The sequence below is a fragment of the Desulfotomaculum sp. OF05-3 genome (assembly GCF_003435535.1).
Lineage (GTDB): Bacteria > Bacillota > Clostridia > Lachnospirales > Lachnospiraceae > Pilosibacter > Pilosibacter fragilis.
The window spans coordinates 1-12,553 of the sequence record NZ_QWGO01000055.1; the positions used below are offsets into that span (position 1 = coordinate 1).

At 46.2% G+C, this 12,553-nt stretch carries 14 protein-coding genes; 13 read left to right on the plus strand and 1 reads right to left on the minus strand.

Annotated features, from left to right (window positions below):
• The first annotated feature begins 82 nt into the window (after positions 1 to 82).
• From DXA87_RS16750 to DXA87_RS16810, 13 genes are all read left to right on the plus strand, one after another.
• Positions 83 to 1,132 (plus strand): GGDEF domain-containing protein, encoded by a 1,050-nt coding sequence (locus tag DXA87_RS16750; RefSeq protein ID WP_117471815.1) that lies wholly within the window; start codon positions 83 to 85, stop codon positions 1,130 to 1,132.
• A gap of 570 nt (positions 1,133 to 1,702) precedes the next feature.
• Positions 1,703 to 3,568 (plus strand): TIGR03960 family B12-binding radical SAM protein, encoded by a 1,866-nt coding sequence (locus DXA87_RS16755; protein WP_117505442.1) that lies wholly within the window; start codon positions 1,703 to 1,705, stop codon positions 3,566 to 3,568.
• Positions 3,552 to 4,280: a TIGR03936 family radical SAM-associated protein gene (locus DXA87_RS16760; RefSeq protein WP_117505444.1), complete on the plus strand. Its 729-nt coding sequence runs from the start codon at positions 3,552 to 3,554 to the stop codon at positions 4,278 to 4,280. The genes DXA87_RS16755 and DXA87_RS16760 overlap by 17 nt, the downstream gene beginning before the upstream one ends.
• Entirely contained in the window at positions 4,270 to 5,562 is a 1,293-nt protein-coding gene (locus DXA87_RS16765; RefSeq protein ID WP_117505446.1) for a ribonuclease E/G, read from the plus strand. Before DXA87_RS16760 ends, DXA87_RS16765 begins: the two co-directional genes overlap by 11 nt.
• A 395-nt stretch (positions 5,563 to 5,957) precedes the next feature.
• Positions 5,958 to 6,266: a 50S ribosomal protein L21 gene (gene rplU, locus DXA87_RS16770; RefSeq protein ID WP_021905027.1), complete on the plus strand. Its 309-nt coding sequence runs from the start codon at positions 5,958 to 5,960 to the stop codon at positions 6,264 to 6,266.
• An 8-nt stretch (positions 6,267 to 6,274) separates the two neighbouring features.
• Positions 6,275 to 6,604 (plus strand): ribosomal-processing cysteine protease Prp, encoded by a 330-nt coding sequence (locus DXA87_RS16775; protein ID WP_015554472.1) that lies wholly within the window; start codon positions 6,275 to 6,277, stop codon positions 6,602 to 6,604.
• Between the two features lie 4 nt (positions 6,605 to 6,608).
• Positions 6,609 to 6,899, plus strand: coding sequence for a 50S ribosomal protein L27 (rpmA, locus tag DXA87_RS16780; protein ID WP_015554473.1), 291 nt, complete (start codon positions 6,609 to 6,611; stop codon positions 6,897 to 6,899).
• Between the two features lie 133 nt (positions 6,900 to 7,032).
• The gene (gene obgE, locus DXA87_RS16785) at positions 7,033 to 8,316 is read left to right on the plus strand and encodes a GTPase ObgE (RefSeq protein ID WP_117471818.1); all 1,284 of its coding nucleotides are present in this window, start codon (positions 7,033 to 7,035) and stop codon (positions 8,314 to 8,316) included.
• 74 nt (positions 8,317 to 8,390) lie between these two features.
• The gene (yhbY, locus tag DXA87_RS16790) at positions 8,391 to 8,684 is read left to right on the plus strand and encodes a ribosome assembly RNA-binding protein YhbY (RefSeq protein ID WP_021905028.1); all 294 of its coding nucleotides are present in this window, start codon (positions 8,391 to 8,393) and stop codon (positions 8,682 to 8,684) included.
• Between the two features lie 70 nt (positions 8,685 to 8,754).
• Positions 8,755 to 9,366: a nicotinate-nucleotide adenylyltransferase gene (nadD, locus tag DXA87_RS16795; RefSeq protein WP_015554476.1), complete on the plus strand. Its 612-nt coding sequence runs from the start codon at positions 8,755 to 8,757 to the stop codon at positions 9,364 to 9,366.
• 124 nt (positions 9,367 to 9,490) lie between these two features.
• A complete protein-coding gene (gene yqeK, locus DXA87_RS16800) occupies positions 9,491 to 10,219 on the plus strand; it encodes a bis(5'-nucleosyl)-tetraphosphatase (symmetrical) YqeK (protein ID WP_117471819.1) in 729 nt (242 codons plus the stop codon).
• Entirely contained in the window at positions 10,140 to 10,493 is a 354-nt protein-coding gene (gene rsfS, locus DXA87_RS16805) for a ribosome silencing factor (protein WP_117470307.1), read from the plus strand. Before yqeK ends, rsfS begins: the two co-directional genes overlap by 80 nt.
• 969 nt (positions 10,494 to 11,462) lie before the next feature.
• Positions 11,463 to 12,335, plus strand: coding sequence for a PD-(D/E)XK nuclease family transposase (locus tag DXA87_RS16810; protein ID WP_117470306.1), 873 nt, complete (start codon positions 11,463 to 11,465; stop codon positions 12,333 to 12,335).
• On the opposite strand, the gene DXA87_RS18265 is transcribed toward DXA87_RS16810, so the two are convergent.
• On the minus strand, positions 12,310 to 12,553 hold a 244-nt coding region (locus DXA87_RS18265), incomplete at its 5' end, for a hypothetical protein (protein WP_207659042.1). The genes DXA87_RS16810 and DXA87_RS18265 overlap by 26 nt on opposite strands.

Genomic DNA, 12,553 nt, shown 5'->3' on the forward strand with positions numbered 1-12,553 from the left:
AGCCACAAGTGTTACAAAAAAGCTTGACCACAACAAAGTGTCTTAAATTACGATACCATTATAGTGAGGGGGAAATTGTGAAATGCAGAAAAACAGGAAAAGTAATAATATAATAGGTATTATACAGAGTTTCCTTATATTGATATTAGTAGTTCTTGTTATTTTTATGATGATTCAGATTAGTAGGCTGCAGGGGACAGCACGCGTAATAAATTATGCAGGTCTGGTACGTGGAGCTACACAGCGCGAAGTAAAATTAGAAATTACAGGAAACCAAAATGAAGAATTAATTAAATATTTGGATGATATTCTTCTTGGATTGAGATATCAGGATGGACATTATGATCTGGTAAAACTCAATGACGAAAAATATCAGGAAAAATTGCAAATCCAGAGTGATTACTGGGAAAAATTGAAAACAGAAATTGGATCAGTAAGAAACAAGGGATACGAAAATACAGACATTGTTAATATGAGTGAAATATATTTTACGATGGCAGATGAAACTGTCTCTGCCGCAGAAAGCTATTCAGAAAAGATTGCTACAAAGATTCGTACCATAGAGCTTTTGTCGGCACTTGATATGTTGAGTCTGGTGATATTGGTTATTATGCAGACTCTAAGGGCAATGCAGATGGCAATGCAAAACAGACTGCTGGAACAGAAAGCATTCATAGATGCCCATACTGGGCTGCCAAATAAAAATGCCTGTAATGAGCTTCTTGATAAAAAAGATATGATTACTGATCCTACAGCATGTATAATGTTTGATTTAAATAATCTAAAAACTGTAAATGATACAATGGGACATTCCGCAGGAGATCAGTTAATAATGAATTTTGCAAAGCTTTTGCGCAGTGTTATTCCAGAAAAGGATTTTGTTGGAAGATATGGCGGAGATGAGTTTATAGCAGTCATTTATCATACAAGCGAGGCGGAAATTAAGGAAATATTAAAATCCTTGTCCGGAGAAAAAGACAGATTAAATAGTCATGAAAATCAAATACCAATCGACTATGCATGCGGATGGGCGTTATCCTCCGGTAATATGTCGTGTACAATGCAGATGTTATTGGATGATGCAGATGCCTATATGTATAAAAATAAACAGTTATGCAAGAAATATCATTAGCTTTCAGCTCAGTTTCAATTCCCTGAAAAAACTTTACTGCCTCCCGGAGGATTTTCACTGGCACGATTTGTGTCATGTATACGCAACGCTGATGGTTCATTGCCAGGTCAATATCAAAGAACAGGCCGTCGTGCTCGGATATTCCAGCGGAATTTTCCCGATGCAACACTAAGTTGTCCCGAGCCAGAAAGCTTGTGAAGAGGTTCTTGGATTCAAAGAGTATTCGGAAAATTTGATAAAAAGTTCGACGATATGAGCTCGAAAAATTGCTTCCGGGAAAGAATCTGTTGCGGAAACGCGGGAAATACCGTATAATAATGCGGTCTGATCTGTACATTTAGAGCGGATTTATCCGTAAAATAATGGAAAATCCGAATTGTGCGTATTTCAGAAAATTTTTTTTGTCGTAAGAGTAAAAAATATTATGTAAACTGTCCGAGAGAAAAAACACTTGACAAGAATTTGTGTTTTTCCGCTTACGGAGAAGATCAGAGAAAAAGAACTAAAAAACCAAAAAACAGCGATGAACGCATCGCAAAAACGTGAGAAATGTAGGTAAAATAAGGATTTATGAGAAAACTAGCATTACCAGAAGAGATACTCTTGAGTATCCAGCAGCCCGCCCGCTACATCGGCGGTGAGGTGAACATGGTGAAGAAAAATCCGTCCCTTGTGGACATTCGGTTTGCCATGTGCTTTCCGGACGTTTATGACATTGGTATGTCCCATCTGGGAATCCAGATCCTTTATGATATGTTTAACAAGTACGAGGACGTATACTGTGAGCGTGTATACTCCCCGTGGACAGACCTTGATAAGGTCATGAGAGAGAAACAGATCCCATTATTTGCCCTTGAGTCCCAGGATCCAGTGAAGGAGTTTGATTTCCTTGGAATCACGCTTCAGTATGAGATGTGTTACACGAATATTTTACAGGTGCTGGAGCTTTCCGGCATTCCGCTTCACGCGGAGGATCGTACCTGGGATGATCCGGTCGTCATCGGTGGCGGTCCGTGTTCCTACAACCCGGAGCCGATCGCGGTGTTCTTTGATATGTTTTATATCGGAGAGGGAGAAATCTCCTACCGGAAGCTTCTTGATGTCTACAAGGAGTCCAGAAAGAACGGGGATTCCAGACAGGAGTTCTTGAGAAAGGCAGCGGGAATTCCGGGAATCTATGTTCCGTCCTTATACGAAGTGACATATGAGGAAGACGGCACGATCAGGAGCTTTCTGCCGACAGCGACGGGGGTGCCGGAGAAGGTGGAAAAGCAGCTTGTTATGGAAATGACAGAGTCCGTCTACCCGGAGAAACCGTTGGTTCCGTTTATCAAGGCGACCCAGGACCGCGTGGTTCTCGAGATCATGCGTGGCTGCATCCGCGGCTGTCGTTTCTGTCAGGCTGGAATGATCTACCGTCCGGTCCGCGAGAAGAATGTAGAGCATTTAAAAGAGCTGGCTTATAAGATGTTAAAGAGCACGGGACACGAGGAGATCTCCTTAAGCTCCTTAAGTTCCAGTGACTATAGAAGTCTGGAAGAACTTGTAACATTCCTGATCGATACCTTCCACGGCAAAGGCGTGAACGTGTCCCTGCCGTCCCTGCGTATCGACGCCTTCTCCCTTGACGTTATGAGCAAGGTTCAGGATGTCAAGAAGAGCAGCCTGACCTTCGCGCCGGAGGCGGGTTCCCAGAGACTGAGAAATGTTATTAATAAGGGACTGACAGAGGAAGATATCTTAAACGGCTCCGCATTGGCATTTCAGGGCGGATGGAACCGTGTAAAGCTGTATTTCATGCTGGGACTTCCGACAGAGACTGTGGAAGATATGGAAGGAATTGCCCTGCTTTCCGAGAAGATCGCGGAGAAGTACTACGAGATTCCGAAGGACAAGCGAAACGGAAAGGTACAGGTCGTTGCGAGTACGTCATTCTTCGTTCCGAAGCCATTTACCCCGTTCCAGTGGGCGCAGATGAGTACAAAAGAGGAGTTCCTCGGAAAAGCCCGCATTGTAAACCACAAGATGCACGAGATGCTGAACCACAAGAGCTTAAAATACAACTGGCATGAGGCGGACGTGACGGTCCTCGAGGGCGTTCTTGCCCGTGGAGACCGGAAGGTCGCTGCTGTCATTGAGGAGGCCTACAGACAGGGTGCGCTCTATGACGCATGGTCTGAGAGCTTTCACAATGAGATCTGGATGAATGCCTTTGAGACATGTGGCGTGGACATCGATTTCTATACGACGAGAGCACGCTCTCTCGATGAGATATTCCCGTGGGATTTCATCGACACAGGTGTGACGAAGGAATTCTTAAAGAGAGAGTGGATCAACGCGACAAAAGAGACTGTCACCCCGAACTGCAGAATGCGCTGTTCCGGCTGCGGTGTGAGAAGATTCGGAGGAGGTGTCTGTTATGAAGATCAGAATTAAGTTTTCCAAGCAGGGAGCCATGAAGTTCATCGGACATCTCGACACGATGCGATATTTCCAGAAGGCCATGCGCCGCGCGGATGTGGATATCCGCTATTCCGAAGGTTTCTCCCCGCATCAGATCATGTCCTTTGCGGCACCGCTCGGCGTGGGCCTCACCGGAAGCGGCGAGTATCTGGATATTGAGGTGCTGTCCACGGACTCTTCCGCGGAGATGGTGAAGCGGCTGAACGACACGATGGTGGAAGGCGTTGAGGTATTGAGCTACCGGAAACTGCCGGATGACGCGGAAAACGCCATGTCCATCGTTGCGGCATGTGATTATACCATCGTCCTGAGAGACGATTACGAGAATGGACTTTCCATGACAGCGGAAGAATTCTACAACGGAATTCTTGATTTCATCGAAAACGGGAACCTGAATATCGTGAAAAAGACGAAAAAGGGCGAGAAGGAGATGGACTTAAAGCCTCTGATCTACGAGGCACACCGCGTGGTGGACGGAAACGGACTCTTCCTGCAGCTTTCTTCTGGAAGTGCTGCGAACGTAAAGCCGGAGCTGGTCCTCGAGGCATACTGTAAGTCTCTGGGAAAAGAGTATCCGCAGTTTGCGTTCCGCATCAACCGTGAGGAAGTATACGCGGACGCGGGAGAACATAAGTTTGTGACTCTGGAATCCTTCGGAGAAGAAATTGGAGAACATGTTGGATAAACTGATCATTACAGCACTGCGCGGGAAAACTGCCGCAGTGCTTTTTAAAAATGGACATGCCGCTCAGATCGACTTTGAACCGGAAGCGGCGGAGGAAGAGACCGGCGTGATCTTTGTCGGGAAAGTAAAGAATATTTCAAAGAACATCAATGCGGCATTTGTAGAGTACCGGCCGGGTGTCAACGGGTTTTACAGCCTGAAGGAAAATGTGCGCCCGATCTACGCGGATGGAAGGACGGAGCATGGACCGCTGAAAGCCGGAGATGAGATCCTGGTGCAGGTGGAGCGCTCTGCGGTGAAGACGAAGGACGCGGTGCTCACCTCAAATCTTACGCTGACAGGGCAGACGGCGGTTCTGAGTGCCGGGAAAAGTTCCCTTGGAATTTCCGCGAAGATCCGGGATAAGGAATGGCGGGATGCGGTAAAACGGCGCTGGGAGGCGACAGAACACGGAGACTGCGGTCTTGTCGTCAGGACGAACGGAGAGGCGGCTGGGATCGATAAGGTGTTTGAGGAGTTTGCAGCGCTTTATGAACGGTATCTGGTGATCTGTAAAGCAGCGGCAAGCCGGACCTGTTACAGTGTGCTGTATCGGCCGGAGAGTTTTGCGGTTCGTGCGGTCCGGGATCTGAAGATCTGTGATGGACTGGAAGTTGTCACGGATCTGCCGGAAGTTTATAAAGAACTGCAGGATGCGTTAGGGATTACAGACAGCAGGGCGGCGGAGAATTCCGGAACAGCAGCGGATTCTGAGGCGGCAGAAAACTCTGCAGCAACAGCGGATTCCACAGCGGTTGATTCTGCAAAGATGGCATGTTCCATGGCAGCAGGAATGCCATCACTCAGACTTTATACGGATGATTTTCCACTCACAGCCCTCTACCATCTGGAGACGATCCTGTCCCAGGCGCTCTCAAAGACGGTCTGGTTAAAATCTGGCGGAAATCTTGTGATCGAGCCTACAGAGGCGCTCACGGTCATTGATGTGAATACGGCTAAGAGCGTTTCAAAGAAGACGTCAGAAGAGACATACCTGAAGACAAATCTGGAAGCGGCGGGGGAGATCGCTGTCCAGCTCCGTCTCAGGAATCTCTCCGGGATCATGATTGTGGACTTTATTGATATGAAGGAAGAGGAGAGCCGGAAGACACTTCTCGCAGCACTGCGGCGCGCTGTAACAGCAGACCCGGTGAAGACCGTACTTGTTGATATGACACCTCTTGGTCTTGTGGAACTCACGAGAAAGAAGATCCGCAGACCGCTGCATGAACAGGTACGGTGAGTCCGGGAAAAGGACTGCCGGGTACGGAAGAGCCGGATAAACAGGTCCGGAGAACGGATACAGGAAACGTTATTGTTCGGCCATAACGAAAAATGTTACAGTTCAGCCATTACATCTTCTTGTTTTCATATTCATGAAAACAAGAAGCTTGGTGGTTCCACCATATGCTGATTTGGATGAAAAAGTGCTTATGCAAGCAAGCTTGCATAAGCACTTTCCCATTCAAACCAGCGCATGGCTGAACTGTAACCGAAAAATATCGAAATTGCGAAAAAATGCTTGACAATACAAGCGCTGTTTGTTATAGTTTTATAGTGTGCCGCACAGTGAGGTTTTCAAGGATTCCATGATGGAAGACACCATAACTGGCGAGTAATGATAATAGGAGGTGCAATATGTACGCGATTATTGCAACTGGCGGTAAGCAGTATAGAGTAGCCGAGGGCGACAGCATCAAGATCGAGAGAATTGACGCAGAGGTTGGCTCTGCAGTAACTTTTGATCAGGTTCTTGCTGTTAACAACGGAGAGCTTACAATCGGATGCCCGACCGTTGAGGGTGCAACAGTATCTGCAACAGTAGAGAAAGTTGGCAAGGGCAAAAAAGTTATCGTTTACAAGTATAAGCGTAAATCTGGCTACCATAAGAAAAATGGTCACAGACAGCTTTATACTCAGGTTAAGATTGAAAAGATCAATGCTTAATTAAGATTATGATTCAGGTAAATATCCTGCGTGACAGGAACGAAGTAGTAAAGGGAATCGATATCAATGGTCATGCTGGCTATGCAGAATACGGACAGGACGTGATTTGTGCTGCTGTTTCCGCACTGGTTCTCAACATGGCAAACTCCGTTGAAACATTTACGGACGATCACTTCGAAGGAAGTGTGGGGGAAGATGGTGGAAGCTTTTCTTTTTCCTTCCCGGACAAAATAAGTTCTGAGTCGCAGCTCCTCATGAAATCCCTGATTCTCGGACTCGAAAATATCCGGGATGAATATGGAGCAGAATATATCAAATTTCGATTCAGGGAGGTGTAACGATATGTTTAAGATGAACCTTCAGTTATTTGCTCATAAGAAAGGTGTTGGTTCCACAAAGAACGGACGTGATTCTGAGTCCAAACGCCTTGGAGCTAAGAGAGCAGACGGACAGTTCGTATTAGCTGGCAACATCCTTTACAGACAGCGCGGAACAAAGATTCACCCGGGTCTCAACGTAGGCATCGGCGGTGATGATACTTTATTCGCTAAAGTTGACGGTGTTGTTAAGTTTGAGAGAAAGGGCAGAGACAAAAAGCAGGTTTCTGTATATCCTCAGGCAATCAACGAATAATAACGATGAGCTCCATACTGGATGGTATGGAGCTTTTTTAAGATTCACGTGTAACAGTGAGACTTTGGATTCATGAAAAGAATAAGAAGCGGCACTGTTATATTTTTTAATTTTACTGAGAGGACGGTTTTCCATGTTTACAGACAGTGCAAAAGTATATATCAGATCAGGAAACGGCGGAAACGGGCATGTGAGCTTCCGGCGCGAACTGTATGTTCCGAATGGAGGACCTGACGGCGGTGACGGCGGAAGAGGCGGAGACATCATCTTTGAAGTGGATGATGGACTGAACACGCTTGTGGATTTCCGTCATGTAAGGAAGTATGCGGCCGGAAATGGCGAAGAGGGCGGAAAACGCCGCTGCCATGGCGCTGACGGAAAGGACCTGATCGTCAGGGTCCCGGAAGGTACTGTCGTTAAGGACCTGGAAACCGGTAAGGTTATCACAGACATGTCCGGCGAAAACCGCCGGGAAGTGATCTTAAAGGGCGGTAAAGGCGGTCTTGGGAATATGCATTTTGCGACAGCAACCATGCAGGTTCCGAAATATGCCCAGCCGGGACAGCCGGGGCAGGAGCTCTGGGTACAGTTAGAGCTGAAGGTGATCGCAGATGTGGGACTCGTAGGGTTTCCGAATGTCGGAAAATCCACTCTGTTATCCCGTGTTTCCAACGCAAGACCGAAGATCGCGAATTATCATTTCACGACTTTGAACCCGCATCTCGGCGTAGTTAATTTAGGCGATGGCAACAGCTTTGTAATGGCGGATATCCCTGGCCTTATAGAGGGTGCGTCTGAGGGAGCCGGCCTTGGACATGAGTTTCTTCGCCATATCGAGCGCACGAAAGTCCTGCTTCATGTTGTAGACGCAGCTTCCGTTGAGGGACGTGACCCGATCGAGGATGTCCATGCGATCATGGACGAGCTTTCCGCTTATAATCCGGAGCTCTTAAAGCTGCCACAGGCTATCGCAGCCAATAAGCTGGATGCAGTTTATGATGAGGGGGCGGATCCGCTCGCAGACTTAAAGAAAGAGTTCGAGCCGATGGGAATCCCGGTATTTGGAATTTCTGCTGTCAGCGGCGAAGGTGTAAATGATCTTCTCTACTATCTCTATGATGTGATCAGGAAGACAGACCGTACGCCGAAGATCTTTGAGAAAGAATTCGAGATCGAGTATGTGGGTGACCGTTCGCTTCCTTATACTGTCGAGAAGGATGAAGAGGGCATCTATGTGGTTGAGGGGCCGAGAATCGAGAAGATGCTTGGTTACACGAACCTTGATTCTGAGAAGGGCTTTGATTTCTTCCAGAAATTCTTAAAGCAGTCCGGAATCCTTGCCGATCTTGAAAAGGCGGGAATTCAGGAAGGCGATACGGTCCGCATGTACGGACTCGTATTTGACTACTATAAATAATGCATCGGATCTTCTCCGGGTGTCCGTATAAATGCCCGGAGACCATGCTTTTCCATATATGAAAAGGAGTTACTATGACCAGCAAACAGCGTTCCTATTTAAAGGGACTTGCAATGACCATGGATGCCGTTTTACAGATCGGCAAGTCCAGCCTCACACCGGAGATCACCAAATCCGTCGAGGAAGCGTTAAACGCAAGAGAATTGATTAAGATCCATGTACTGAAGAACTGTGCGGATGACGGAAAAGACCTTGCGCAGATCCTTGCAGAGCGCACTCATTCCGAGGTTGTACAGGTAATCGGAAAGATGATCGTTCTGTATAAGCCGGCGAAGGAAGAGAAGGACAGAAAGATCATTCTTCCGTAAACAGTGTGACGATCGCGGCAATCCGGGACTGTTTGACGTCCGGATTGTGCGCGGGCAAAGGGGGGATACGATGAGACGCATCGGTATTCTTGGGGGAACATTTGATCCGGTCCACAACGGTCACCTGCTTCTTGGGGAACAGGCGTATCGGGAGTATGGACTGGATGAGATCTGGTTTATGCCGTCCCATGTTCCGCCGCACAAAAAAGATCATCTTATCACGGATGGGGCGGCGCGCATCAGGATGCTGGAGCTTGCCACGGAATCAATCCCGTATTTTACTGTCTCTGATTTTGAGATGGGACGGGAAGGGAACACCTACACGGCGCAGACTCTGGCACTCTTAAAAGAGGCATATCCGGATATAGAGGTCTATTTTATCATAGGGGCAGATTCCCTGTACCAGCTGGAATCCTGGTATCATCCGGAACAGGTGATGGCGCAGGCTGTGCTTCTGGTATCCGGAAGAACCTACGAGGACGGTGGTGTGCCGCTTGAGGATAAGGTTGCTTACTTCAATGAGAAGTACAACGCGGATATCCGGATCCTTCATAATCCAAAGATCGACGTGGCGTCCGCGGATATCCGGAAAAAGGCGGCAGAAGGCAGGGATCTTTCAAAAGACATGCCGGCGGCTGTGGCGGAGTATATCAGAGAGACAGGCCTGTATCTGACAAAATAGTCTGCCGGATATTCCGGTATCATGACGGTGCATCAGACGCGGGAAAAGAACATGCGGAAACAGATGACCCGCATCTCACAGCAAAAATGCCGGGGCATTCTTGAATTCAGAAAGAAGATTCATTATGGATAGTCGTGTACCTGAAATCAGAAAACATTTAAAGAAAAAACTCGATGCGTACCGCTATGAGCATACGCTTGGCGTGGAATTTACCTGCCAGGCACTTGCGATGCGATATGGGTACGATCTTGATAAAGCCGATCTTGCGGGACTCCTGCATGATTCGGCAAAGCGTTTTGAGGATCCGGTCATGCTTCAAAAATGTCTGGACCGCAATATTCCGGTGACTGCCGAGGAAGAGAGGGATCCGTCCCTGCTTCACGCAAAACTCGGGGCATGGATGGCGGAACATAAATACGGGGTGGATGATCCGGAGATCTTAAGCGCGATCACCTGCCATACGACGGGAAAGCCGGGCATGGGTCTGCTCGACAAGATCCTCTATGTGGCAGATTACATTGAACCGAGACGATCCAAGGCGGCCAACCTTACGGCTATGCGGAAGCTTGCGTTCATCGATCTTGATGAGGCATGCCTCGAGATCATGGAGAGCATTCTTGTATATTTAAAAAGTACGGGCTGCCAGGTCGATCCGATGACAGAGGCGGCGTGTGAGGATATGCGCCGTGTCGTTTCGGAAAGGAAGAAAGAGACAGCCGGAGAGGCATCAGCCGGGACCGGAATAACCCATCAGGACAAGGAGGAACAATCAGTTGAATCAGTCAAAAGAAATGGTAAAACTTGCAGTCGAGGCTTTGGAGGAGAAAAAAGGCGAAGACGTAAAAATTATTGACATCGAGGGCGTTTCCGTGATCGCGGATTACTTCGTTCTCGCAAGCGCTTCCAATGTAAACCAGACACAGGCTTTAGTTGATAATGTAGAAGAAAAGCTTTTCAAAGCTGGTTATGAGTGTCATCAGAAAGAGGGAAGCATGAGCTCCACATGGGTCCTTATGGATTACGGCGATGTGATCGTACACGTATTCTCCAAGGAAGACCGCCTGTTTTATGATCTGGAGAGGATCTGGAGAGACGGAAAGATCGTGGAGTCTGTGGATGAGCTGTAAATAATATTGTTTAATTCCTTTTATTTCGCGAACATTCCCTCTAATCACGAACAAGGGATAAAATAAGCGTGAAAAATTCCTTTTATATCACGAACAGAAAGGGAAAAACCTGCAAATGGTTTTTCCCTTTTATCGCGAATAAGAGAGAAAAACTTGAAATCTGTGTTTTCCCATCTATCGCGAACAAGGCTGGTAAAGTGTTTTCCTTTTATTTCTCAAACATCTGATTATGATGAAAAACTTACTTTTTAAAATCGCTCCATTTTGGATATTTCAAAATTTGTGAACCAAAGTGGGTTACAAAAATGGAACGAAATGGGTTACAAAAATGTACTGTTTTGGGTTACAAAAATGGAATAAAACGGGTTACAAAAATGGAATGGATTGGGTTACAAGAATTCCAAAAACCGTTATCCGCAAAATAGGTTAACATCAGTAGAATGCATTTTGGATATGTCCCCCCAAAAATATCCAAAATGGAAAATGTATATCTTTATACAATCACAGAATTTACTCACTTGTTTGTAGATATAAAACACATGAGGCCAGTCACGGAAGTTCCCGTGGCTGACCTCACATTTTGGTTCAATGAGGGTTCCATCTACCTGTAGCTGTCAGGATTTTGATGTCTTTTGACACAGTACAAAAGACATACTGATAATGTTACATATAAATGAGGAATTGAGGGGATAAAAAGAAGCTTAAAATTCCTCTACACCGAAAAATCGCAGTTGGGAACCATGATCCATATCCATACTTATAATAGGTTGATGCAAGGCATAGAGTAATGGTGAAATATCGAAGGAAATCTTGCGACGCTGTTTCAAGTGTGGTAAGATAATACTATACATTATTAATTCCAAAAAGTTGATAAGTGGGCATTGCCCCGAGATCGATATGATCAGGGGATGCCTACAGAAGGGCTTTCCCTGTTTATATAAAATATCACAGAGAAAGTGAGGAAGATGAATGGATTTTGAAAAGAAACATCAGGAAGATCTGCAAAGACTCAGAGGTTTCCGCTTATTGGATGATGACTTCATGACGAAAGTATTTGAAGATATCCAGTGTGCGGAACTGTTGCTTCGGATCATCCTGAACGATGAAGGCATCCACGTTCTGGAAGTACACAGTCAGCGTGGCATCAAGAATTTACAGGGCCGGTCCGTAAGACTGGACATTCTTGCTATCGATAGTCATGACCGTGTATTTAATGTAGAGGTTCAGCGGAGTGACAAAGGTGCTGGCGCGAAGAGGGCCCGATACAACAGCGCATTGATTGATGCGAATGTCACCGAACCAGGTGATTTGTATGAGGCTCTGAATGAGACTTTCGTAATCTTCATTACAGAAAATGATGTTATGAAAGCAGATCTCCCAATCTATCATATTGATAGGGTTGTAAAGGAAACTGGGAAATTGTTTAAGGATGAGGCGCATATCATATATGTGAATTCCCAGATTAAGGATGAAACGAAACTTGGGCGATTAATGCATGATTTCAGCTGCACAAACGCAAAGGATATGCATAACAAGGTCCTTGCAGACCGCGTCCGGTATTTTAAGGAAGATGAGAGAGGAGTGGCGATTATGTGTCGTGAAATGGAAATTATGAGAAATCAGGCACATGAGGAAGGTGTTGAAATAGGCATCAAAAAAGGTAGAATGCTGCAGTTGATTAAGCAGGTCTGCGCCAAGATGCAGAAGTTTTCTTCAGCAGAGGAAATTGCAAATGATCTTGTCGAACAGGACGTGCCTTTGATTCAGAAAATTATGGATGTAGCCCCGAACTTTGGTCCGGATTACAACGTTGATGCTATTTATAAGGCATTAAACTTGTAGAGCTGCCGAAACTCTCCTTGTGGAGAAAAATTACAGCAAAAGATATTTCCCCAAGAGCTTCCCTGAGAGGAGGCTCTTTTTTGATGCCAGCACCAACTTTTGCGACACATACCCTGCTGGCTGTCAAAAATTTTACAGCCAAAATGGGGCGATATTGGAAAAATTCATTTTGGAAAATTTGAAGTGTTAGAGCCCGGAGGAATCGACCACTCAGAGTC